Source organism: Streptomyces sp. NPDC056480, from assembly GCF_042795405.1.
Classification (GTDB): Bacteria; Actinomycetota; Actinomycetes; order Streptomycetales; family Streptomycetaceae; genus Streptomyces.
Genome location: NZ_JBHTSA010000128.1, coordinates 1 through 22,370, shown reverse-complemented (window position 1 = coordinate 22,370; position 22,370 = coordinate 1). Strand labels below are relative to the sequence as shown.

At 71.2% G+C, this 22,370-nt stretch carries 20 protein-coding genes and 1 riboswitch; of the genes, 14 read left to right on the top strand and 6 right to left on the bottom strand.

All coding sequences use genetic code 11. The features are described from left to right. The first annotated feature begins 79 nt into the window (after nt 1-79). Nucleotides 80-1,333 carry an Ig-like domain-containing protein gene (locus tag ACFQ79_RS34465; protein ID WP_383590750.1) on the top strand — a complete coding sequence of 418 codons (1,254 nt, stop codon included), beginning with the start codon at nt 80-82 and terminating at the stop codon, nt 1,331-1,333. A gap of 5 nt (nt 1,334-1,338) precedes the next feature. Here the strand turns inward: ACFQ79_RS34465 and ACFQ79_RS34460 are convergent, their stop codons facing one another. Next, entirely contained in the window at nt 1,339-1,740 is a 402-nt protein-coding gene (locus ACFQ79_RS34460; RefSeq protein ID WP_383590749.1) for a hypothetical protein, read from the bottom strand. Between the two features lie 202 nt (nt 1,741-1,942). On the opposite strand from ACFQ79_RS34460, the gene ACFQ79_RS34455 reads away from it, so the two are divergent. From ACFQ79_RS34455 to ACFQ79_RS34430, 6 genes are all read left to right on the top strand, one after another. Then, nucleotides 1,943-2,563 carry a heme-copper oxidase subunit III gene (locus tag ACFQ79_RS34455; RefSeq protein WP_266965193.1) on the top strand — a complete coding sequence of 207 codons (621 nt, stop codon included), beginning with the start codon at nt 1,943-1,945 and terminating at the stop codon, nt 2,561-2,563. A 74-nt stretch (nt 2,564-2,637) separates the two neighbouring features. Beyond that, entirely contained in the window at nt 2,638-3,447 is an 810-nt protein-coding gene (locus ACFQ79_RS34450) for a c-type cytochrome (RefSeq protein ID WP_055598824.1), read from the top strand. After that, the gene (locus ACFQ79_RS34445) at nt 3,444-4,496 is read left to right on the top strand and encodes a Rieske 2Fe-2S domain-containing protein (protein WP_383590748.1); all 1,053 of its coding nucleotides are present in this window, start codon (nt 3,444-3,446) and stop codon (nt 4,494-4,496) included. Before ACFQ79_RS34450 ends, ACFQ79_RS34445 begins: the two co-directional genes overlap by 4 nt. Then, nucleotides 4,493-6,115, top strand: a complete 1,623-nt coding sequence (locus ACFQ79_RS34440) for a cytochrome bc complex cytochrome b subunit (RefSeq protein WP_383590746.1) — start codon at nt 4,493-4,495, stop codon at nt 6,113-6,115. Before ACFQ79_RS34445 ends, ACFQ79_RS34440 begins: the two co-directional genes overlap by 4 nt. 131 nt (nt 6,116-6,246) lie before the next feature. After that, a complete protein-coding gene (gene trpD, locus ACFQ79_RS34435) occupies nt 6,247-7,311 on the top strand; it encodes an anthranilate phosphoribosyltransferase (RefSeq protein WP_383590744.1) in 1,065 nt (354 codons plus the stop codon). An 88-nt stretch (nt 7,312-7,399) separates the two neighbouring features. Further along, nucleotides 7,400-7,516: riboswitch (SAM riboswitch) on the top strand. A gap of 254 nt (nt 7,517-7,770) precedes the next feature. After that, complete coding sequence (locus ACFQ79_RS34430; RefSeq protein ID WP_383590742.1) at nt 7,771-9,201, top strand: aminotransferase class V-fold PLP-dependent enzyme; 1,431 nt, start codon at nt 7,771-7,773, stop codon at nt 9,199-9,201. Nucleotides 9,202-9,272: 71 nt separating this feature from the next. Here the strand turns inward: ACFQ79_RS34430 and ACFQ79_RS34425 are convergent, their stop codons facing one another. Together ACFQ79_RS34425 and ACFQ79_RS34420 are read right to left on the bottom strand one after the other, a co-directional pair. Beyond that, entirely contained in the window at nt 9,273-9,554 is a 282-nt protein-coding gene (locus ACFQ79_RS34425; RefSeq protein ID WP_015033007.1) for an Lrp/AsnC family transcriptional regulator, read from the bottom strand. Further along, on the bottom strand, nt 9,551-10,294 hold the full coding sequence (locus tag ACFQ79_RS34420) for a rhomboid family intramembrane serine protease (RefSeq protein ID WP_383590740.1): 744 nt from the start codon (nt 10,292-10,294) through the stop codon (nt 9,551-9,553). Before ACFQ79_RS34420 ends, ACFQ79_RS34425 begins: the two co-directional genes overlap by 4 nt. Nucleotides 10,295-10,452: 158 nt before the next feature. On the opposite strand from ACFQ79_RS34420, the gene ACFQ79_RS34415 reads away from it, so the two are divergent. From ACFQ79_RS34415 to ACFQ79_RS34395, 5 genes are all read left to right on the top strand, one after another. Continuing rightward, on the top strand, nt 10,453-10,695 hold the full coding sequence (locus ACFQ79_RS34415; protein WP_030314394.1) for a hypothetical protein: 243 nt from the start codon (nt 10,453-10,455) through the stop codon (nt 10,693-10,695). 33 nt (nt 10,696-10,728) lie between these two features. Continuing rightward, nucleotides 10,729-12,093, top strand: coding sequence for an NYN domain-containing protein (locus ACFQ79_RS34410; RefSeq protein ID WP_383590738.1), 1,365 nt, complete (start codon nt 10,729-10,731; stop codon nt 12,091-12,093). Nucleotides 12,094-12,360: 267 nt separating this feature from the next. Then, a complete protein-coding gene (locus tag ACFQ79_RS34405) occupies nt 12,361-13,410 on the top strand; it encodes an NlpC/P60 family protein (RefSeq protein ID WP_383590736.1) in 1,050 nt (349 codons plus the stop codon). Between the two features lie 200 nt (nt 13,411-13,610). Next, nucleotides 13,611-14,624 (top strand): NlpC/P60 family protein, encoded by a 1,014-nt coding sequence (locus ACFQ79_RS34400; protein ID WP_383590734.1) that lies wholly within the window; start codon nt 13,611-13,613, stop codon nt 14,622-14,624. 202 nt (nt 14,625-14,826) lie between these two features. After that, complete coding sequence (locus ACFQ79_RS34395; protein ID WP_383590732.1) at nt 14,827-16,056, top strand: hypothetical protein; 1,230 nt, start codon at nt 14,827-14,829, stop codon at nt 16,054-16,056. 95 nt (nt 16,057-16,151) lie between these two features. Here the strand turns inward: ACFQ79_RS34395 and ACFQ79_RS34390 are convergent, their stop codons facing one another. Continuing rightward, nucleotides 16,152-16,697: a PadR family transcriptional regulator gene (locus ACFQ79_RS34390; RefSeq protein WP_383590730.1), complete on the bottom strand. Its 546-nt coding sequence runs from the start codon at nt 16,695-16,697 to the stop codon at nt 16,152-16,154. Nucleotides 16,698-16,810: 113 nt separating this feature from the next. On the opposite strand from ACFQ79_RS34390, the gene ACFQ79_RS34385 reads away from it, so the two are divergent. Further along, the gene (locus ACFQ79_RS34385) at nt 16,811-18,241 is read left to right on the top strand and encodes an MATE family efflux transporter (RefSeq protein WP_383590728.1); all 1,431 of its coding nucleotides are present in this window, start codon (nt 16,811-16,813) and stop codon (nt 18,239-18,241) included. A gap of 27 nt (nt 18,242-18,268) precedes the next feature. Here the strand turns inward: ACFQ79_RS34385 and ACFQ79_RS34380 are convergent, their stop codons facing one another. Together ACFQ79_RS34380 and ACFQ79_RS34375 are read right to left on the bottom strand one after the other, a co-directional pair. Next, the gene (locus ACFQ79_RS34380; protein WP_383590726.1) at nt 18,269-19,735 is read right to left on the bottom strand and encodes a DUF2079 domain-containing protein; all 1,467 of its coding nucleotides are present in this window, start codon (nt 19,733-19,735) and stop codon (nt 18,269-18,271) included. A 79-nt stretch (nt 19,736-19,814) separates the two neighbouring features. Beyond that, on the bottom strand, nt 19,815-21,080 hold the full coding sequence (locus ACFQ79_RS34375) for a glycosyltransferase 87 family protein (RefSeq protein ID WP_383590724.1): 1,266 nt from the start codon (nt 21,078-21,080) through the stop codon (nt 19,815-19,817). An 87-nt stretch (nt 21,081-21,167) separates the two neighbouring features. Between ACFQ79_RS34375 and ACFQ79_RS34370 the strand changes: the two genes are divergently transcribed. Further along, nucleotides 21,168-22,310, top strand: coding sequence for a glycosyltransferase family 4 protein (locus ACFQ79_RS34370; protein ID WP_383590722.1), 1,143 nt, complete (start codon nt 21,168-21,170; stop codon nt 22,308-22,310). The last annotated feature ends 60 nt before the right edge of the window (nt 22,311-22,370 follow it).

Below are 22,370 nucleotides of genomic sequence, written 5' to 3'. Positions count from 1 at the left end.
CTTCGTCACCGAAGTGTCCGGGCCCCTCTTTTGCAGCACTCGACGCGCTGGGAGCGAGGATTGTCCTTAGCGTGAAGTCATGAACGACACGCCGCGCATTCGGACTGTTCTGAGTTGCACTCTTCTGGCCGTCACCGTCACCGCAGCCGCCTCGGCGTGCGGGGGCTCCGACGGCCACCCGCTGTCGGCGAGGGCGTATGACGCGGCGGACCAGCTCGCGGTCAGCGCCCCCTCGGACGGCGCCAAGGCGGATCCCGAGAAGCCCCTGGAGATCACCGCCAAGGGCGAGGACGGCAGGATCACCGACGTCACCGCCGTCGACGCCTCCGGCCGCCACCTGGCGGGCGAACTCACCGCGGACGGGCAGCGCTGGCGCTCCACGGCCGCCCTGGCGGCCGGCGCCCGCTACACGGTCCGCGTCTCCACCGAGGACGAGGACGGCGCCCCAGGCGCCCGTACGTTCTCCTTCGAGACGGCCACGGCCAAACGGGCGCTGACCGCGACCTTCGGCCCGGAGGCGGGCACGTACGGCGTCGGACAGCCCATCACGGCCGACCTCAGCCTCCCCGTCAAGGACCGCAAGGCCCGCGCCGTCGTCGAACGGGCGCTCAAGGTCCGCTCCACGCCGGCCGTCGAGGGCACCTGGTACTGGGTGGACGACAAGAAGCTGCACTTCCGCCCGAAGGAGTACTGGCCGGCCGGCGCGAGCGTCACGGTCACAGGCAACCTGGACGGCCTGAAGGTCGGCGACAAGCTCTACGGCGGCGCGTCCAAGCCGCTGAAGCTCACGATCGGCGACCGGATCGAGGCCGTCGCGGACGCCGGGTCGCACTACATGACCGTGCGGCGCAACGGAGAAGTGATCAATACCATTCCGGTGACCACCGGCAAGCCGGGCTTCTCCACCCGAAACGGCATCAAAGTGGTGCTCGGCAAGGAGTACTACGTCCGGATGCGGGGCACCAGCATCGGCATCGCCGAGGGCAGCTCGGAGTCGTACGACCTGCCGGTCTACTACGCCACCCGGGTCACCTGGAGCGGTGAGTACGTCCACGCCGCGCCCTGGTCGGTCGGCTCGCAGGGCGTGGCGAACGTCAGCCACGGCTGTGTCGGCATGTCGACGGGGAACGCGGCCTGGTTCTACGAGACCGTCCGCCCCGGCGACATCGTCCGCGTCGTCAACAGCTACGGCGACACGATGGACACCTTCGGCAACGGCTTCGGCGACTGGAACCTGACGTGGGCCAAGTGGCGTGAGGGCAGCGCCCTGGTGGAGGCCGCCGGCAACCCGGTGGCCCCCACGGAGAAGGCCCGCCTCAGGCCCTCGATCTGATCAGCTCAGGCGTCGATCGACAGGCGCGAGCGGATCAGGGAGGCCAGGGACGCCGCGAACTCGACCGGTTCCACCGGAAGGGTGACCGCGGCGTCCGCGCGGCTCCAGGTGGCCAGCCAGGCGTCCTGCGGGCGGCCGATGAGCAGCAGCACCGGCGGGCAGTGGAAGACCTCGTCCTTGATCTGCCGGCAGACGCCCATGCCGCCCGCGGGCACCGCCTCGCCGTCCAGGACGCACACGTCGATGCCGCCCTCGTCCAGGCGCTTCAGCACCGCCGGCAGCGTCGCGCACTCCACGTACTCCACCGGGGGGACGTCCGACGCGGGCCTGCGCCCGGCCGCCAGCCGTACCTGCTCGCGGGTGTTCGCGTCGTCGCTGTAGACCAGGACCGTGGCACTCGACTGCATCGTTCCTCCGGCTGGGAAGGCGGGTGGGTCGTCGTCGACCGATGCGCGGATGCTACTCCGGTCCACACCCCGTCAACACCCGTTCAACACCTGTTCGAAGGGTGCCCGGGGGCCCGCGCACTGGGCCGTTCGGGCTGGACACACCCCTCTGACACTCCGAACGGCACCCCCCGGAGTGAGGGCGGGATAAGCGACCGACATAATGTCGGTCGTGGCGACAGTAACGACAGTAGAAACAGGGCACGCGCACCCGTCGGTCAATCGACCGAACCTCACCAGCGTCGGAACCATCATCTGGTTGAGCTCCGAGCTGATGTTCTTCGCGGCCCTCTTCGCGATGTACTTCACCCTTCGATCGGTGATGGGTGCCGAGTACTGGGCGGAAAAGGCAGATGCCTTGAACTTCCCGTTCTCGGCCACCAACACCACGATCCTGGTGCTCTCCTCACTCACCTGCCAGCTCGGCGTCTTCGCCGCGGAGCGGGGCGACGTGAAGAAGCTCCGGTCGTGGTTCATCATCACGTTCGTGATGGGTTCGATCTTCATCGGCGGGCAGGTCTTCGAGTACACCGAGCTGGTGAAGCACGAGGGCCTCTCGCTCTCGTCGGACCCGTACGGCTCCGTGTTCTACCTGACCACCGGCTTCCACGGCCTGCACGTGACGGGCGGTCTCATCGCCTTCCTGCTGGTCCTCGGCCGGACGTACGCCGCCAAGAGGTTCACTCACGAGCAGGCAACCGCCGCCATCGTCGTGTCCTACTACTGGCACTTCGTCGATGTCGTCTGGATCGGCCTCTTCGCCACGATCTACATGATCAAGTAGTCGGCGCCGCCGACACGGCGGACCGAGACATCCAGCAAGCATCGACGCAGAAGATCCTGACACCGGGGTAATCCGTGAAAAAGCTCTCCGCACGACGACGCCATCCGCTGGCGGCGGTCGTCGTCCTACTTCTCGCGCTGGCGGCCACTGGGGGGCTGTACGCCGCGTTCGCGCCCGCGGGCACGGCGAAGGCCGATGAAACCGCCCAGTCCCTCGCCATCGAGGAGGGCAAGAAGCTCTACTCCGTCGGCTGCGCCAGCTGCCACGGAACCGGCGGTCAGGGCACCACTGACGGCCCGTCCCTCGTAGGCGTCGGTTCGGCCGCAGTCGACTTCCAGGTCGGCACGGGTCGCATGCCGGCCCAGCAGCCGGGCGCCCAGGTCCCGAAGAAGAAGGTCATCTACTCGCAGGCTGAGATCGATCAGCTCGCGGCGTACGTCGCCTCTCTCGGTGCCGGCCCGATCACGCCGACCGAAAGCCAGTACAGCCCTGACGGTGCCGACATCGCCAAGGGTGGCGAGCTGTTCCGCACCAACTGTGCCCAGTGCCACAACTTCACCGGTGAGGGTGGCGCGCTGACCTACGGCAAGTACGCCCCGAACCTCGAAGGCGTGAGCCCGAAGCACCTCTACGAGGCCATGCAGACCGGCCCGCAGAACATGCCCTCCTTCCCGGACACGACCATGCCGGAGAAGGAGAAGAAGGACATCATCGCGTACGTCCAGGCCGTCAACGGCGACAAGGCCGACAGCCCGGGCGGTCTCTCGCTCGGTGGCCTCGGCCCCGTCTCCGAGGGCCTGTTCGCCTGGGTCTTCGGCCTGGGTGCGCTGATCGCAGTTGCCATCTGGGTCGCGGCCCACACCGCTAAGGCCAAGAAGTCATGAGTAGCCAAGAGATTCCAGAAGAGAACCTGCCGGCAGGGCAGGACACCGCGCACGGCGCGGTGAAGGTCGCCGACGACCCGTTCGCCGACCCGGGCCTTCCGCCCCACAAGCCCCGCATCCAGGACATCGACGAGCGGGCCGCGCGTCGGTCCGAGCGCGCGGTGGCGTTCATGTTCACGCTGTCGATGCTGGCCACGATCGGCTTCATCGCCTCGTACGTGATCTTCCCGGTCGACAAGATCGTGTACATCTGGCCCTTCGGCCGGGTGTCCGCGCTCAACTTCGCACTGGGCTGGACCCTGGGTCTCGCGCTCTTCTTCATCGGCGCGGGCGCGGTCCACTGGGCCCGCACCCTGATGTCCGACGTCGAGATCGCGGACGAGCGTCACCCGATCGCGGCCGACGCCGAGACCAAGGCGAAGGTCATGTCGGACTTCGCGGCCGGTGCCGCCGAGTCGGGCATGGGCCGTCGCAAGCTCATCCGCAACACGATGTTCGGCGCGCTGTCGCTCGTTCCGCTCTCCGGCATCGTGCTGCTGCGTGACATGGGCCCGCTGCCCGAGAAGAAGCTCCGGACCACGATGTGGGCCAAGGGTCTTCAGCTCATCAACATGAACACGCACGAGCCGCTGCGTCCCGAGGACGTCGCGGTCGGTTCGCTGACCTTCGCGATGCCCGAGGGCCTCTCGGAGCACGACCACCACTTCCAGGTGGAGATCGCCAAGGCCGCCCTGATGATCGTCCGGATCCAGCCGGAGGACATCAAGGACAAGCGCGAGCTCGAGTGGTCGCACGAGGGCATCGTCGCGTTCTCGAAGATCTGCACCCACGTGGGCTGCCCGATCTCCCTGTACGAGCAGCAGACGCACCACGTCCTCTGCCCGTGCCACCAGTCCACCTTCGACCTCTCCGACGGCGCCCGCGTCATCTTCGGCCCGGCCGGTCACGCCCTCCCGCAGCTGCGGATCGGCGTGAACGACAAGGGCTTCCTGGAGGCGCTCGGCGACTTCGACGAGCCCGTCGGTCCGTCCTTCTGGGAGCGCGGATGAGCACCGTGACCGATACGAAGAAGGCACCCGCAGGTGAGCGGGTCGCCGACTGGGCCGACGGACGCCTGGGGATCTACACCCTGGCCAAGTCCAACATGCGGAAGATCTTCCCGGACCACTGGTCCTTCATGCTGGGTGAGATCTGCCTCTACAGCTTCCTCATCATCATCCTGACGGGCGTCTATCTGACGATGTTCTTCCACCCGTCGATGAACGAGGTGGAGTACGTCGGACCGTACGTCCCGCTCCAGGGACAGCTGATGTCCGAGGCGTTCAACTCGACGATGCACATCTCGTTCGAGGTCCGCGGTGGTCTGCTCATCCGGCAGATCCACCACTGGGCGGCGCTGATCTTCCTCGCCGGCATGTTCGTGCACATGATGCGCGTGTTCTTCACGGGCGCGTTCCGCAAGCCGCGTGAGATCAACTGGCTGTTCGGCTTCCTGCTGTTCTTCCTGGGCATGTTCACCGGCTTCACCGGTTACTCGCTCCCGGACGACCTGCTCTCCGGCACCGGTGTCCGCTTCATGCAGGGCGCGATCCTGTCCGTCCCGGTCATCGGCACGTACCTGTCGATGTTCCTGTTCGGCGGGGAGTTCCCCGGCGGCGACTTCGTGGCCCGGTTCTACTCGGCCCACGTCCTGCTGCTGCCCGGCATCATGCTCGGCCTCGTGGTGGCCCACCTCATCCTGGTGTTCTTCCACAAGCACACGCAGTTCGCCGGCCCCGGCCGCACGAACAAGAACGTCGTGGGCATGCCGCTGCTGCCGGTCTACATGGCCAAGGCCGGAGGCTTCTTCTTCCTGGTCTTCGGTGTCATCGCGGTCATCGCGGCGATCGCCTCGATCAACCCGATCTGGGCCCTCGGCCCGTACCGCCCGGACCAGGTGTCCACCGGCGCCCAGCCCGACTGGTACATGGGCTTCGCCGAGGGTCTGATCCGTGTCATGCCGGGCTGGGAGATCAACCTCTGGGGCCACACGCTCGTCCTGGGCGTGATGATCCCGCTGGCGATCTTCCCGGCGGTCCTCGCGGCGATCGCGGTCTACCCGTTCATCGAGTCGTGGATCACCGGCGACAAGCGCGAGCACCACATCGCGCAGCGCCCGCGCAACGCTCCGACGCGCACCGGCTTCGGTGTCGCCTGGATCACCGCGTACATGATCATGCTCGTGGGTGGTGGAAACGACCTCTGGGCGACCCACTTCCACCTGTCGCTGAACTCGATCACCTGGTTCGTGCGGATCTTCTTCTTCGTCGGCCCGGTCATCGCGTTCGTCGTCACCAAGCGGATCTGCCTCGGCCTCCAGCGCCGCGACAAGGACAAGGTGCTGCACGGTCGCGAGTCCGGCATCATCAAGCGCCTGCCGCACGGTGAGTTCGTCGAGATCCACGAGCCGCTCAGCCAGGGCGAGCTGCACCGCCTCACCGCTCACGAGCAGTACGACGCGGCGGCGCTCCCGCCGGCCGTCGACGAGAACGGTGTGGAGCGCAAGATCGGGCGCATGGAGAAGCTCCGGGTCAAGCTCAACAAGGGCTACTACGGCGACGACAGCCAGATCGCCAAGCCCACCGTCGAGGAGTACAAGGAGATCCAGAGCGGCCACGGCCACCACTGATCACCTGACTTCCTGACTTTCGACAAGTCGCCACGGTGAGAGCCCCGTCCATTCGATGGACGGGGCTCTTTGCCGTCCCCGGGGGTCGATAGGGTGGAGCCCTAGCCGTTACGGACTGACCAGGAGCTGCCATGAGCGCTGCGACCCCCGCTGGAGGACCTACGTCGGCGGGCCGCTCCTGGCCCGTCGTCCTGGACGGTCTGCTGTCCGGCCGCGACCAGAGCGCGGAGGACACCGCCTGGGCCATGGACCGGATCCTGCGCGGCGAGGCCACCGACGCCCAGATCGCCGGCTTCGTCGTGGCCCTGCGCGCCAAGGGCGAGACCGTCGAGGAGATCACCGGCCTCGTCCGCACCATGTACGAGCACGCGAACACGATCGAGGTGCCCGGCGCCACCGTCGACATCGTCGGTACCGGCGGCGACGGCGCCAAGACCGTCAACATCTCCACCATGTCGGCGATCGTCGTGGCCGGCACCGGCGCCAAGGTCGTCAAGCACGGCAACCGGGCCGCGTCCTCCGCCTCCGGCGCCTCCGACGTCCTGGAGAAGCTCGGCGTCAACCTCGACCTGACCCCGAAGCGGGTCGTCGAGGTCGCCGAGGAGGCCGGGATCACCTTCTGCTTCGCCGTGAAGTTCCACCCGGCGCTGCGCCACGTGGCGATGGCCCGCAAGGAGCTCGGCATCCGGACCGTCTTCAACTTCCTCGGTCCGCTCACCAATCCGGCCCGCGTCCGGTCCCAGGCGACCGGTGTCGCCGACGCCCGGGTGGCTCCCATCGTCGCCGGGGTGCTCGCCGAGCGCGGCTCCTCCGCGCTCGTCTTCCGCGGCGACGACGGCCTCGACGAGCTGACCACCACCGCCACCTCGCGGGTCTGGGTGGTCCGCGACGGCGCGGTGCGGGAGGAGGCCTTCGACCCCCGGGACGTCGGCATCGACCTCGTCCCCGTGGAGGCGCTGCGCGGCGCGGACGCCTCCTACAACGCAGATGTGGCCCGCCGGCTGCTCGCGGGGGAGACCGGTCCGGTACGGGACGCGGTGCTGCTCAACTCCGCGGCGGCGCTCACCGCGCTCGCGCCGGGGGAGGGCACCCTGGCGGAGCAGATCCGCGCCGGCATGGAGAGGGCCGCGGAGGCCATCGACTCCGGCGAGGCCCGCCGGGCCCTGGAGCGCTGGGTCGCCGCCAGCAACGCCTGACCCCGCGCGCGTCGTACGCCCCCGACCCCGGTCCAGCATGCGGACCGGGGTCTTGCGCTTCGGCGATCATGTGGCAGGATGCTCTACAGGTCACGAGTGACAGCGTTTTGGCCCCGGCTTGCTGTCCGGCAACCCTCCGTCCGTGGCGGGGTGCCCCGGGTGATGACCAGGCCGTAGGCAGCGAGGTCTACGGCAAGCGCGGACCCCTCGAACACCAGGGGTCCTGGTCTCTCGAGGAGCTTTTTCCGTGAGCAAGCGAATGCGATAGGGCGAGTACGCCCCTTCTTCACCCTCGGATCATCGGATCAGGGTCACTTCCGCGTACCCCGTGTACCCCTGAGTCTCTCCGTGCACCTGTGCACCCGTGTTCTTCCGAGGCATCTCACCCGTACCCCGCCGTCTCCGGCCGCGTACGGGATCACCGAAGCCATTCCGCACCGCCCGCCGGGAGATACCGCCATGTCCGCACGCCCTGACGCCGCCGTCGCCACCGCCGAGACCGCCGCCCTCGTCGAGACCGCTTCCGCCGAGACCGCCGCCGAGTCCGCCGATCCCTGCTGCGCCGCCCCGCTGCCCGTGCTCGGCCGGGACGTCACCGTCCCGCTCGTCACCGGCGGCGAGGTGACCTACGCGGCGCTCGACTACGCGGCCAGCGCGCCGGCCCTCCAGCGGGTGTGGGACGACGTCGCCGCGTACGCCCCCTACTACGGCAGCGTCCACCGCGGCGCCGGGTACCTCTCCCAGCTCTCCACCGACCTCTTCGAGAACAGCCGCGTCACGGTCGCCGAGTTCCTCGACTGCCGCCCCGGCGACCAGGTCGTCTTCACCCGCTCCACCACCGACTCGCTCAACCTGCTCGCCGCCACGCTCCCGGCCGACTGCCAGGTCTTCGTCTTCGAGACCGAGCACCACGCCTCGCTGCTGCCCTGGAGGGACGCCCGCGTCACCTACCTCAACGCGCCGCGCACCCCGGAGCAGGCCGTCGCCACCCTGGAGCGCGCGCTCGCCGACCGCGACCCCTACGGTCCCGCCCTCGTCTGCGTCACCGGCGCCTCCAACGTCACCGGTGAGCTGTGGCCGGTGAAGGAACTCGCCGCCGCCGCGCACGCCCACGGCGCCCGGATCGTGCTCGACGCCGCCCAGCTCGCGCCGCACCACCCGGTCTCCGTCCAGGAGCTCGACGTGGACTGGATCGCCTTCTCCGGGCACAAGCTGTACGCGCCCTTCGGCTCCGGCGTCCTCGCGGGCCGCGCCGACTGGCTGCGGGACTCCGAGCCCTACCTCGCGGGCGGCGGCGCCTCCCGCAAGGTGGCCCGTCGGGCCGACGGCGGTGTGGACGTGGAGTGGCACACCACCGCGGCCCGGCACGAGGCCGGTTCCCCGAACGTCATCGGCGTGTACTCCATCGCCTCCGCCTGCAAGGCGCTCACCGAGGCCGGCTTCGACACCCTCGTCGCGCGCGAGCGGCACCTGATCGCCAAGGTCCGGGAGGGGCTCGCCGAGGTCCCCGAGGTCAAGGTGCTCTCGCTGTTCGGCGACGACGCGCCGCGCGTCGGCGTCATCTCCTTCGTCGTGGAGGGCTGGAACAGCTCCCACTTCGCCGCCGCGCTCTCCGCCGAGTACGGCATCGGCGTCCGCGACGGCCTCTTCTGCGCCCACCCGCTGGTCCGCACGCTGCTCGGCAGCGACCCGCAGGACCCGGGCGAGTGCGGCGCCCCCGAGGCGGCCCCGGGGGAGAGGTCGCTCAACGCCATCCGGGTGAGCTTCGGCGCCGGTACGCCGGACGAGCACGTGGAGCGGTTCGTCGGCGCCGTGAAGGAGCTCGTCCGCGACGGCGCGCAGTGGAAGTACCGTACCGAGGACGGCCGCTGCGTCCCCGACCGCGGCTGATCACTCACTCGTACGGGTGAAGGGGGCCTCCCGAGCGGGAGGCCCCCTTCAGCCATGCCGTGAACGAGGTCTCAGGACTCCAGACCGATGGCGAAGGCCGCCTCCAGATCGTGCTGGGAGTACGTACGGAAGGCGACGTGCGTGTCCGTGGCCTCGACGCCCGGGATCTTGCTGATGCTGCCGGGGATGACGTCCGCCAGGTCGTCGTGACGGGGCACGCGGACCATGGCGATGAGGTCGTAGGTGCCGGTGACCGAGAAGACCTCGCTGACGCTGTCGAGCCCGGCGATCGACTCGGCGATCTCGGGGATGCGGTCCACGCTGGTCTTGATGAGCACGATCGCGGTGATCACGGCTGGCTTTCTCCCTCGGTCGCCGCGGTTGGGGCTTTCACTCTATCCCCACCCCGGTAGCGCCCCCAGGCGTAGAGGAAGCCGACGGAGAAGCCCACCACATGGGCCAGGTAGGCGACGCCGGGACCGGCGCCCGCCGCCTGTGCCGCCAGCCACTGGAGCACGAACCAGAAGATCAGCACGATCCAGGCGGGGAAGCGCAGCGGCAGGAAGAAGAGGAACGGGAAGAGACTGGTGACCCGGGAGCGCGGGAAGAGGAAGAGAAAGGCCCCGAGCACCCCGGAGATCGCCCCGGACGCCCCGACCAGGGTCTGCTCGCTGTTCGCGTGCGCCACCGCGTACCCGAGCAGCGCGAGGTACCCCGTGCCCAGGTAGAAGAGGGCGAACTCGACGGGACCCATGCGCTCCTCGGCCATCGCCCCGAAGACGTACAGGAACAGCATGTTTCCCAGCAGGTGGAGCCAGCTGCCGTGGACGAAGAGCGCGGTCAGCGGGGTGAGCAGGGCGCGGGGTTCGCCGCTCATCAGCTCGGCGGGGACGACGCCCCAGCGCCGGAAGTACTCGCCCTGCGCCGCGAGGAGCTCGTCCCCCGTGCCGTACGCCGGGTTGAGCCCGGAGACCGGGCCGATCACGAAGAGCGCACAGCAGGCGGCGATCAGTCCGTACGTCACCGTGGGGCCGCTGCGGGCGATCCGCCAGGACCCCAGGACAGCACGGACCGCACCTCGCCAGTCGATCATGGACAGATCATGGCGTACCGGGGCCGAAGTGGACAGAGTGCCTCGCCGTGCCCCGGCATACCGGCGAGGCCGTAGGGTAACGGGCAGTACGACCGCAGTTCGACGGCGCACCGCGGCTCCCGCACCTGGTACCACGCAACAGGAAGAAGGACGGCACGATGACGACGGTTCCCCTGCCGACCGCCGACACCCGGTGGCGCTGCACGCTCTGCGGCAATCTGACCCGATTCGACGTGACGCGCTCCTCCAAGGTCGTGGAGTACGTCCATCTGGACCTCGCGGGAGACCCGACGGTCGAGGAGCGGCAGGTGGTCAGTGAGACCATCGAGTCGGTCCGCTGTCGCTGGTGCAACGCGGTGGATCAGATCGAACTGGTGGACAGGCCGGGCGCCGCCTCCTGAGGGACGGCGCGGACGACATAGGGGTGACGGATCGTGGAGCAGCCCGCGCACGGTGGAGAGCCGGCCGGCGCGGCAGGTGACGCTGCCGAGACGCTCGACCACCCACTGCCGGAAGGCGTACGGCGGCGGGTCGTCGCGCTGGTCGCCGACGCCTTCGGCGGGCTGACCGTCGCGGAGCTGCCCGCACCCCTGAGGCAGTACGCCCGGTTCACCGCGAGCCGGCGCGCCAAGTTCGCCGGGAACGCCATGGCGGCGGCCCTGGAGAGCGACCCGCTGTTCCGGCAGCGGATCGGCGAGCGCTTCAAGCAGGGTCAGCCCGAGCTGGCCGGAGCCGTCGAGACCGGCACCCCGCCGGCCGCGGCCGACCCCGTCGACGTGGCGGCCGCGGCCTATGTGCTGCGTCCGCCGGGCTGGGTCAAGCTGGTGGCGGCCGCGGGCGAGGAGGCCCTGCGCGTCGACGCCGAGCGGGCCGACGAGGCGGGCCGGCGCGAGCTGGAGCGGCTGCGCGAGGAACTCGCCGCCGCCCGGGACCGCTCGCGCGGCGAGACCGAGCAGCTGCGCCACGACCTGGAGGCGGCCCGGAAGGAAGCGGAATCGCTTCACCGCAAGCTGCGCAGCGCCCAGAGCGATGTGAAGCGCGGCGAGGCGGCGCTGCGCCGCGTCCAGGGCGAGATCGACGCGGCCAAGGCGGAGGCGGCCGCCCAGGTGTCGTCCGCCGAGAGCGAGAGCCGGCGCGTCAAGGCCCGGCTCGGCGAGGTCGAGGCCGCCCTGGAGGCGAGCCGCAGGACGGCCCGTGAGGGGCGCTCGGTGGAGGACATGCGGCTGCGGCTGCTGCTCGACACCGTGCTCGACGCCGCCCAGGGGCTGCGCCGCGAACTCGCCCTGCCTCCCGTGTCGGTGCATCCGGCGGACACCGTGGACGCCGTGGAGCCGGGGCGGATGTCCCCGAAGGACATCGCGGCGCGGGCGCTCTCGGAGACCGACCCGGCACTGCTCGACCAGCTCCTCGCGCTGCCGCAGGCCCATCTGGTCGTCGACGGCTACAACGTCACCAAGACCGGCTACCCCACGATGCCGTTGGAGAAGCAGCGGCTGCGGCTGCTCGGCAGCCTGTCGGCCCTCGCGGCCCGCTCGGGCGCCGAGGTCACCTGTGTCTTCGACGGGGCGGAGCTGGCGGCCCCGGTGCTCCTCGCGCCGCCGCGCGGGGTGCGGGTGCTGTTCTCGAAGCCCGGGGTGACCGCCGACGAGTTGATCCGTCAGCTGGTACGGGCCGAGCCGCCGGGCCGGCCGGTCGTGGTGGTCTCCACCGACCGCGAGGTGGCCGACGGGGTGGCGAAGGCCGGGGCGCGCCCGGTGGCGTCCGCCCTGTTGCTGAAGCGGCTTTCGCGGCTCTCCTGATGCATCGGCACACATCGCAACTGTTGTGTCGTATGCCCGAATTCTGGAGGGCGGACCGTCAAGTGCCCATCACTGCCTGTGTGGTGCGTGTAAATTAAGTGGTCGCTGAGCGATATTTTTGCCAGTGGGATTTGAACTGATCACAAGTTGGTCACTAGGGTCGGGGCTCGAACCTTCGCGCGGTTGATCACCCATCCGGGGTGGCGGCGGAGGAACCGCCTGCCCCTTACCGGTTGGGCGGCTCTGAGGAAGAAGGAGCTCGCCTTCGTGGCGTCCCACCGTCGACCCAAGCAGCCGAGCCGCATGCGCGTGACCGTACTCACCGCGACCGCGGCCGCCGCCGTAGCGCTCACCGCCCAGACGGGCGCCCAGGCGGCCCCCGCCAAGCCCAAGATCGACGAGGTCAAGTCGAAGGTCGACAAGCTGCACCACGAGGCCGAGGAGGCCACGGAGCAGTACAACCTCGCCGAGGAGCGCCGCGAGAAGCTGCAGCAGGAGATCGGCAACCTCCAGGACAAGGTGGCCCGCGGTCAGCAGGAGCTCAACACCCTGCGCGACCAGATCGGTTCGGTCGCCAGCGCCCAGTACCGCTCCGGCGGCATCGACCCGGCGCTCCAGCTCTTCCTCTCCGCCGACCCGGACACCTACCTCGACAAGGCGTCCGCGATCGACCAGCTGAGCGCCCAGCAGGCCGACGTCCTCACCTCGATCCAGGCCAAGCAGCGCAGCCTCGCGCAGCAGCGCGCCGAGGCCACCACGAAGCTCGAGGACCTCCAGGACGTCCGCAAGACGCTCGGCGAGAAGAAGAAGAAGTTCCAGGGCAAGCTGGCCGAGGCCCGCAAGCTCCTCAACACGCTGACCGAGGCCGAGCGGGCCAAGATGCGGCAGAAGGAGCAGGAGCAGGCCCAGCGCGCCAGCCGCGCCGCCGGCGAGCGGATCGACCTCGGCAACGAGGCCCCCGCGTCCGGCTTCGGCGCCGCCGCGCTCAGCGCCGCCGCCACCCGCATCGGCATGCCGTACGCCTCCGGCCACGAGGGCCCCAACTCGTTCGACTGCTCCGGTCTGACCCAGTGGGCCTACGGCAAGGCAGGCGTCAACCTCACCCGCACCACGTACACCCAGCAGAACGACGGCACGAAGATCGGCCGCAGCCAGCTCAAGCCGGGCGACCTGGTCTTCTTCAACGGCCTGTCGCACGTGGGTCTGTACGCGGGCAACAACACGGTCCTGCACGCCCCGTACTCGGGCGTCAACGTCCGCTACGAGTCCATGAACACCATGGGCTCCTTCCAGTTCGGTGTCCGCATCGCCGGCTGACCCGCCGCGACGCGACCCGCGCAGCCGTACCGCCCAATCGGGTGGTTCGCCGCGACGCGAGCTGACCTGACGCCCCGCCGGTGACCTGTGATCTCCGGCGGGGCGTCACTTTGTGTGCCCGGTGCCTTCGTTGGACGCGGAGTGATCAGCGGCTACTGTCTGCCGCGCCAGTCAGCGTCGAGCCGAACGGAGCGCGATCCGTGGCGTCCCACCGCCGACCCGCCAGGGTCACCGTCCTCACCGCCGCCGCGGCCACCGCCGCGGCGACCCTCGGGGCCGTCCCCGCGAGCGCCGAACCCGGTGCCGGGGCCGCGGCCACCCGTGCCACGGTGGACCGCCTCTTCGAGGAGGCCGAGAAGGCCACCGAGGGCTACAACCGGGCGGACGAGAAGACGGACGCGCTGCGCCGGACGGTCTCCCAGGCCCAGGACAGCCTCGCCCGGGGCCAGGAGCGCATCAACCACATGCGGGGCGCGCTCGGTTCGGTCGCCGGCGCCCAGTACCGCTCCGGCGGCATCGACCCCGCCCTCGCCCTGCTGCTCTCCTCCGACCCGGACACCTACCTCGACCGGGCCTCCGCGCTCGACCGGATCACCGCCCGTCAGGGGGCCGCGCTCGCCGAGCTCCGCCGGGAGCAGCGCCGGCTGGGCCAGAAGCGGTCCGAGGCCCGGACGGCCCTGGTCGAGCTGGAGCGCAGCCGGGCCGAGGTCGCCCGCCACAAGCGCGTCGTCGAGGGCAAGCTCGCCGAGGCCCGCCGCGTCCTCGCCGGCCTCACCGTCGAGGAGCGCGCCGACTTCGACCGGGCCTCCCGCTCCGGCGGACGCGCGGCGGAGGAGCTGCCGCCGATGCCCGAGGCCGCCCCGGGCTCCTCACGGGCCGCCGCCGCGGTGATCGCCGCCCGCAGCGCGGTCGGCAAGCCGTACGTGTGGGGGGCGACCGGACCCTCCGCCTTCGACTGCTCGGGCCTCATGGTCTGGTCGTACGGGAGGGCCGGGATCAGCCTGCCGCGGACCTCCTCCGCGCAGCGGTACGCGGGCCGGCAGGTGCCGCTCTCGCAGGCGCAGCCCGGTGACCTCGTCACGTACCGCGGCGACGCCAGCCATGTGGGGATCTACGCCGGCAACGGCCAGGTCATCCACGCCCCCTATCCGGGCGCGCGGGTCCGCTACGACCCGGTGAACATGATGTCGCACGTGACGGTGACCCGGGTCTGAGCCGGATCCGGCCCGGGCCCGCAGAGGAGTCGGCCGGGTACGGCTCGGGCCCGCAGGGGACGTCGGCCGGGGCCCGCTCGGGTCGGAGGAGGGTGTCGGCCGGGTCCGGCCCCGGCCGGAGCCCGCTTCCGGTACGGGCCCGGACCGGGTTCGGGGCCGTACCGGAAGCGGTTGCCGCCGGTCCGACCGTACGATCGGAGGCGTGGCAGGTCAGGGGTGTGGAGCGCGGAGGCCGGCGACGGCCTGCCTGACGGCCCTGCTACTGGTGCTCGTGGGGCTCGTCGGCTGCGGTGCGCGCGCCGACCAGCCCGCCGACACTGCCACCCGGGAGATACAGGGGCTTCTCGACCGGCATGCCAGGGCGCTGCTCGACCGCGACCGGCCCGGCTACCTCGCCGCCGTCGACCCCTCGTACGCCCCGACCGCCCTCACCGTCTTCCGGCGGCTCGCGACGGTGCCCGTCGACGGCTGGACCTACCGGCTCACCGGGGTCGACCGCACGGCCCCCGACCGCGTCACCGCCCGCGCCGACCTCGGCTACCGGCTCGCCGGCCACGACAGGCGGCCCGTCACCGGTGCCCGGGTCATCGACCTGACCGAGCGGGACGGACGCTGGTACGTGACCGGTGACCGTCCGGCGCAGGGCGCGCCCCGGCACCTCTGGGAGCAGGGCGACGTGGCGACCGTGCGGGGCGCCCGCTCGCTCGTCCTCGGCGTCGGCCAGAAGCCCGAGCGGCTCCGGGAGATCGCCGCGGCGGCGGACCGGGCCGTTCCCGTCGTCTCCGCCGCCTGGCCCGGCGAGTGGGCCCGGGACGTGGTGGTCCTCGTCCCCGGATCGCTGGAGGGGATGGGCGAGCTCCTCGGGGCGCCGGGCAGCTCCTACCGGGGCATCGCCGCCGTCACCACGGGGGAGACCCGGGGCGGCGCGGACGCCCCCGCGGACCGGGTGATCGTGAACCCGGAGGCGTACGGGGTCCTCGGGGAGTTCGGCCGGCAGCTCGTCCTCACCCACGAGACCGTCCACGTCGCCACCCGCGCCGCCACCACCCCGTCGACCCCGGTCTGGCTCTCCGAGGGCTTCGCCGACTGGGTCGCCTACCGGGACGCCGACCGCACCGCGGCCCAGGCGGCCCCCGAACTGCGCCGGGCGGTCCTCGCGGGTGAGCTGCCCGCGCGGCTCCCGGAGGACCCCGACTTCTCCTTCGGCGGCGACGCGGAGGCGCTGGCCAGGGCGTACGAGGGCGGCTGGCTCGCCTGCGAGCTGATCGCTGACCGCTGGGGAGAGTCGAAGCTGACCGACTTCTACCGGGCGGTGGGCGCGCACCCGGGCCGGGAGGGCGCCGTGGAGAAGGCCCTCCAGGAGGTGCTCGACACGACTCCGGAGGAGTTCACCGCCGATTGGCGGGAGTACCTGGGGAAGCGGCTGGGGTAGGGCCTGCCCGGCCTGCCCCCAGGACCGGGCGGATCGGGCGGCAGGACCGGGCGGCAGGGCCGCGCGGATCGGGCGGCAGCGCCTGTCCGGTGGAGTCAGGGGCCGGTCGGGGGCTCCCGGCCCTCGAGTTCGGCCAGGGCCTCCGTCAGCCAGGCCTTCTCGGCCGTGCCCGTCGCGCGGGCGATCCGCAGCATGCCCCGGCGGAAGAGGTCCGGCTCCCGCTCGGCGACGACCGGGGTCCCGTCCTCGTAGAAGAAGCTGGCCGGGGTGTTCAGGAACTCCTGACGGCGGCGCAGCACGGCCGCCTGGTCCGCCGGGTCGGGCAGGTGGCCGAGGAAGGAGAGCAGCGTGAAGAAGCGCTGGCCGTCGGTGATCTCGGCGTCCTTGGGGGCGCGCAGCCGGGCGAGCAGCTCCCTGCGCCCGTCGGCGGTGAGGGAGAGGGTCCGTCGCGGGGCCGCGCTCGCGCCCGGTTCCGTGCGGCTGTCCACCAGGCCGTTCTTCACCAGGCGGGTGATCGCCGGGTAGAGGGCGCCGTCGCTGACGGGTCGCACATGGCCGCTGAGGCCGTGGATGCGCTCCTTCAGCTCGTAGCCGTGCAGGGGCTTCTCGTACAGGAAGCCCAGGATCGACAGCTCCAGCACCGGGCGGCCTCCTTCGTGCGCGTCGTCCGCTCTTGTCGTCGGACCGGGCGCCATGCTACCTCTTTTCGATGTGCCTCGAATCGAGGTACATCGAAAAGAGGGGGATGTCGCCCTTGTCCGCGCACCGCCGTACGCTCGTCCGGCTCGCCGCCCCGGTCTACCTCGAACTCCTCGCAGGGGTGGCCGCAGGCGTCATCAACGTCATCTGGGTCGCCCGGCTCGGCGGGGACGACGTCGCCGCCGTCGCGGTCGCCACCAACGTCGAGAACCTGCTGCTCGGCGTCGCCCTCGTGGCGGGCTCCGGCACCACCGTGCTCGTCGCCCGGGCCCGGGGCGCCGACGACCCGGCCGCCGTCCGCGCCGCCGTCCGCGGCGGGGCCGCACTCGGCGCCCTGCTCGTGCCCCCCGTGGCCGTCGGCGGGTACCTGCTGCGCGAACCGCTCGCCGCCCTGCTGCTCGGCGGCCAGGACCACCCCGCCCACGCCCTGGCCACCGCCTACTTCGCCGTCTCGCTCCCCGGCACCGCCGTCTTCTTCGCCGTCAACGTCCTCGACGGCATCCTCAAGGGCGCGGGCGACACCCGCACCCCCATGCGGCTCGCCTTCCTCGCCAACGGGCTGATCCTGGTCCTCGACCCGCTGCTCATCCAGGCCTACGGGGTGCGGGGCGCCGCCCTCGCCACCGTCACCGGCCGGGCCGTCGCGCTCGCCGCCGGGCTGCTCGTCCTCCGTCGCCACCCGCTGGTCAGGGCCGCCCGCGCGGTCCGCCCGGCCGAGCGGACCGCGGCCGCCCTGCGCCGTACCGCCGGAACCGGTCTCCCCATGGGCGTCGACTTCGCGGTCCGGATGGCGGGTGCGCTCGCGCTCGTCTCCGTCGTGGCCCGGCTCGGCGTCACGGAGATCGCCGCCTACGGCATCGCCACCAAGGCCATGTACGTCGCGACCATGGCGTTCTACGCCGTCCGGCAGGCCGCCGCCATCCACAGCGCGCATCTGCTCGGGAGGGCGCGGGGGGTGGAGCGGGGGACCGCCCGGGAACGGGAACCCGGGCACGCGCCACGGCCCGGCGCCGGCCTCGACGAGCGCCGTGCCGTCGGGCGCCAGGCCCTGCTGCTCGGGAGCGCCCTCGGCGCGGGTGCCGCCGTGCTGCTGTTCCTCGGCGCCGGGCCCGTCATGCGGATCTTCGGCGCCGAACCCGAGGTGGCGGAGGCGGGCGCCCTCTTCCTGCGCTGCCTCGGCCCCCATCTGCTGCTGACGGGCGGGTTCATCGCGCTCGCGGGCGTCTTCGAGGGCACCGGCGGGAGCCCGTACCTCGCCCGGATCACGCTCGCGGGCGTCCTCGTCCAGCTGCCCCTCGCCCTCGGTCTCTCGGGGCTGGGACCGCCCGGCATCTGCCTGGCCATGGCCCTGGCGACAGCGGCCCAGTGCGCGGCCCTCGGCCTGCTGTACCGCCGCGTGCTCGGCGCCGCCCCCGAGCGGCCCGGCCGGGCGGACTCGTCACACGCGCATCGGCCGCCGGCGGAAGCCGACGGCCCATGGGGATGATCCGGTACGCGCCGTCCCGCGGACCGTCTACCGGGGACTCTTCTCGTCGCCGGCCAGCCTGAGCAGGGTGATGCCGTCCCGTGCCTCGACGACCCGGTACCCGGGGACGCCCGGGTCGGCCGACTCCAGGGCCTTGCCGGTCGGGCACTCCGGGTCGGAGTTGTCGGCGACGTCGTAGATCAGCCACTCGGGCCGCTCCTTCGGAGGGAAGGAGCGGGGGAACAGGCACACCTCGCTGACGGAGGCCCGGTCGGCGAGCTGGGCGGCCAGGCGGTTCGAGGCGGCCACGGTCGCGCCGTCGGGGATCTTCCCGAGCAGCTCGTCCGAGGTCCTGACGTAGGCGGAGTCGCTCCAGGTCCGTGGCAGGACGATCTCGTGCAGGGGATGGGTGAAGAGCGTGACGCTCGTGGCCACCGCGCCGACGACGCAGGCGGGCATGACCCTCCGCGCGGTCACGCCGTTCGCGACCGCGTGGACGGCGGCGGCGAAGGCGATGGGCATGAGGACCGCGCTGTAGTGGAACTCCATGCCCCAGTAGAAGGGGTTCGATCCCGTGAAGCGCCAGGCCAGCGTGGGCAGCGCGACGAGCAGGATCGGCGACCGCAGGGCCAGGAAGCCGGTCGGGGCGACGATCATGAAGAGCGTCAGCCACTTGACCGGAGGCCAGAGGGCTCCGGCGGCCTGCGCCAGCATGCCGACCTCTTCGGCGGTCTCGGGCGGCAGGTAGGCGAACTGCCCGAGGGGATTGAAGTACGGAAGGATCACCAGCATCTCGAGCGCCGTCGCGCCGGCCCCGAACGCGGCGACGGCGAGCCCCGTCATCCGCGGCCCCTTCCACGCCACATAGGCGCCGATCGCGGCGACCGTGAGCCCCAGGTCCTCCTTGACCAGCACCAGCGGCAGGGCCCAGAGGGCGGCCGCGCGCCAGTTCTTCCGACCGGCGGCGCAGAGCGAGAGGGACAGGAGCGGCACCGCGAAGGAGACTTCGTGGAAGTCGAAATAGATCAGTGCGGCAATTCCCCAGGAAGCGCCGTAGGAAATTCCGATCCAGAAGGCGAAGTTCCGCCCCCTGACTTTGTCCGCCCACTTCATCAGGGGAACTATGGAGAATGCGACGAGGGCTGCCTGGCAGACGAGCAGCGTATAGCTCGAAGGGAATACCTTGTAGATCGGTGCGAGGAGCGCGAGGATCGGATGGAAATGATCCCCGAGTGTGTTGTAGGCGGGTCCCTTGAGATCGGAGTACGGGGCGGAGAACTCCGAGTAGGACCTCACGATCTGGGTGAAGATGCCCAGGTCGTACCCGGTTGTGAGGTTCGCCGCGTGGCGCCGTGCCGACAGGAGGAGATAAATGAGGAAGAAAGCGCCCGAAACCAGGAGGAGCGACTTCCCCGATATACCTGCCGGGGCTTTCGGTGCATCCTCCGCAGCGGCCCCTTCGCCACTCTTCCCGTGCCGCTGAAGTGTGTCGACCGAGAGAATCGAGTTGTTCATGTCAGCAGAAGAACCTAACGGGAAGGCAAAGGTGCCCCAGGGTAGCACCCGTGCGTATCGGTGTTCGGGCCACTACCGCTCAGGCCGAACCGGCCAGAACCCTTTCCCGCTCGGGCCGGCGCGTCTGCCCCGGGATGCGCACGACCCCGGCCTCGGTCACCGTGTCCCGCCACAGGGCGCGGCAGGCGGCGACGGTGGCGACCACCAGCAGACCGTTGCGCAGGAACAGCACGGCGATGCCCAGGAGATCGCTCTGCGTCACATGGGAGAACCACACGGGGTACTCGAACTGCGTCACGGCCGTCGCCCACAGCACCAGATGCGCGGGGCGCCGCATGCCGGTCGAGCGGTAGGCGAGACAGACCGCGGCGAGGCCGAACAGCCAGATCATGTACTGCGGTGAGATCACCCGGCTCGTCACGGTGAAGAGCAGGACGGCGACGAAGGCCGCGTCCGCCGTCGTCGACGAGGAGAACCGGCGCGCCTTGAACCGCCACAGCGCCAGCCATCCGAACGCGGCGACCGTCAGCACCATCGCACCAGACGACACCCACGAGACGTACGGGCCGAGGAACTCCATCGAGCCGTAGTTCATCCGGGCCTCGCCCTCCCAGCCGAAGTGCCGGGCCACGTGGAACACCATCGCCCCCAGCGACTCGACCTCCGTACCCCGCTCGCTCTGGTACGAGAGGAAGGCCAGCGACCCCGGCATCCAGGCCACGCAGAGCAGCAGCACCGCACCCGCCGCGCCCGCCGCCACCGGCCAGGAACGCCAGGTCGCCCCGCCCTTCGGGGTGCCCACGAGCAGCAGCGCGGGCCACACCTTGAGGACGGCGCCGAAACCGGCGAGCACCCCGAGGACGCGCGGTTCGCGGCTGACGGCCAGCAGGGCGGCGACGGCGACGGCCGTCACCATGACGTCGTAGCGGGCGTACGCGGTGGGGCCGAGCAGGGGCACCGCGGCCAGCCAGAGCCACGCGCCCCGCATCGACCGGCCTGCACGGCGCCCGGTGTGCAGGAGGAGGCCCATGACGAAGGCGTCACACAGGAGCGCCAGGACGAAGAAGGCCGTCGCGTAGCCGAGGAAGGGCAACAGCACGGGGGAGAGGATCGCGAGGGCGGCGGCCGGCGGGTACTGCCAGGTCACGTCGTCCCGCGGGTACTCGCCGGTCCGCAGGACGTCGAACCAGCCCTGGTAGATCTCCCCGACCTCGGCCGTCGCGTCCGGGCCGGGCACCACCACGACCCTGAACACGCACAGCAGGAGGATGATCCGGGTCAGGCCCCAGAGGCCGAGCGGGAGGCGGAGACGCGCGCGTGACCCGATGCCCACTGCCCCCGTCATACCTGTCCTGTCCTTGTCCTGTCGGCCCGCTGCCGCGGGGGATGGTGGTGCTGGGCGGTGGGTGTGCTCGCGGTACTGTCGGCCACGATGCACAAGACCCTGATCGTAACCAACGACTTCCCGCCGCGTCCGGGCGGAATCCAGGCCTTCCTGCACAACATGGCCCTCCGCCTGGATCCCGACCAGATCGTGGTGTACGCCTCCACCTGGAAGCGCAGCCGCGAAGGGATCGAGGCGACGGCCGCGTTCGACGCCGAACAGCCTTTCACGGTCGTCCGGGATCGCACCACCATGCTGTTGCCCACACCTCGGGTCACCGCCCGGGCCACCGCCCTCCTGCGCGAGCACGGCTGCGAGTCCGTGTGGTTCGGCGCGGCCGCGCCCCTCGGTCTGATGGCCCCCGCGCTGCGCAAGGCCGGCGCACGGCGACTTGTCGCCACCACGCACGGGCACGAGGCCGGCTGGGCCCAGCTGCCCGCCTCCCGGCAGCTGCTCCGGCGGATCGGCGAGGGCACGGACACCCTCACCTACCTCGGGGAGTACACCCGCTCCCGGATCGCGGCCGCCCTCACGCCCGCCGCAGCGGGCCGCATGAGGCAGCTTCCGCCGGGCGTCGACGAGAAGACCTTCCACCCCGACTCGGGCGGCGCCGAGGTCCGCGCCCGCCTCGGGCTCAGCGACCGCCCCGTGGTCGTCTGCGTCTCCCGGCTCGTCCCGCGCAAGGGCCAGGACACCCTGATCAGGGCCATGCCGCAGATCCTGCGCCGGGTGCCGGATGCGGTCCTCCTGATCGTCGGCGGCGGCCCGTACGAGAAGGATCTGCACCGTCTCGCCGCCGAGACCGGGGTGGCCGGATCCGTACGCTTCACCGGCGCCGTCCCCTGGTCGGAGCTGCCCGCCCACTACGGCGCGGGCGACGTCTTCGCCATGCCCTGCCGCACCCGGCGCGGCGGCCTCGACGTCGAGGGCCTCGGCATCGTCTACCTGGAGGCCTCCGCGACCGGCCTCCCCGTCGTCGCGGGCGACTCGGGCGGCGCCCCCGACGCCGTCCTCGACGGCGAGACCGGCTGGGTCGTCCGCGGCGAGTCCGCCGAGGACACCGCCGACCGCGTCACCACCCTCCTCCTCGACCCCGAGCTCCGTGCCCGCATGGGCGAGCGGGGCCGCGCCTGGGTCGAGGAGAGATGGCGCTGGGACCTCCTCGCGGAGCGTCTCAAGGAACTGCTCTAGCGAGCGTCCGGGTGTGACGGAGGAAACGGCCGGAGGCCCGGGGCGACACCGCCCCGGGCC

Coding starts and splice junctions, on each gene's coding strand:
- ACFQ79_RS34465 (WP_383590750.1), top strand. CDS start 80: ATGAACGACACGCCGCGCATTCGGACTGTTCTGAGTTGCACTCTTCTG.
- ACFQ79_RS34460 (WP_383590749.1), bottom strand. CDS start 1,740: ATGCAGTCGAGTGCCACGGTCCTGGTCTACAGCGACGACGCGAACACC.
- ACFQ79_RS34455 (WP_266965193.1), top strand. CDS start 1,943: ATGTCGGTCGTGGCGACAGTAACGACAGTAGAAACAGGGCACGCGCAC.
- ACFQ79_RS34445 (WP_383590748.1), top strand. CDS start 3,444: ATGAGTAGCCAAGAGATTCCAGAAGAGAACCTGCCGGCAGGGCAGGAC.
- ACFQ79_RS34440 (WP_383590746.1), top strand. CDS start 4,493: ATGAGCACCGTGACCGATACGAAGAAGGCACCCGCAGGTGAGCGGGTC.
- trpD (WP_383590744.1), top strand. CDS start 6,247: ATGAGCGCTGCGACCCCCGCTGGAGGACCTACGTCGGCGGGCCGCTCC.
- ACFQ79_RS34430 (WP_383590742.1), top strand. CDS start 7,771: ATGTCCGCACGCCCTGACGCCGCCGTCGCCACCGCCGAGACCGCCGCC.
- ACFQ79_RS34420 (WP_383590740.1), bottom strand. CDS start 10,294: ATGATCGACTGGCGAGGTGCGGTCCGTGCTGTCCTGGGGTCCTGGCGG.
- ACFQ79_RS34415 (WP_030314394.1), top strand. CDS start 10,453: ATGACGACGGTTCCCCTGCCGACCGCCGACACCCGGTGGCGCTGCACG.
- ACFQ79_RS34380 (WP_383590726.1), bottom strand. CDS start 19,735: ATGAACAACTCGATTCTCTCGGTCGACACACTTCAGCGGCACGGGAAG.
- ACFQ79_RS34375 (WP_383590724.1), bottom strand. CDS start 21,080: ATGACGGGGGCAGTGGGCATCGGGTCACGCGCGCGTCTCCGCCTCCCG.
- ACFQ79_RS34370 (WP_383590722.1), top strand. CDS start 21,168: ATGCACAAGACCCTGATCGTAACCAACGACTTCCCGCCGCGTCCGGGC.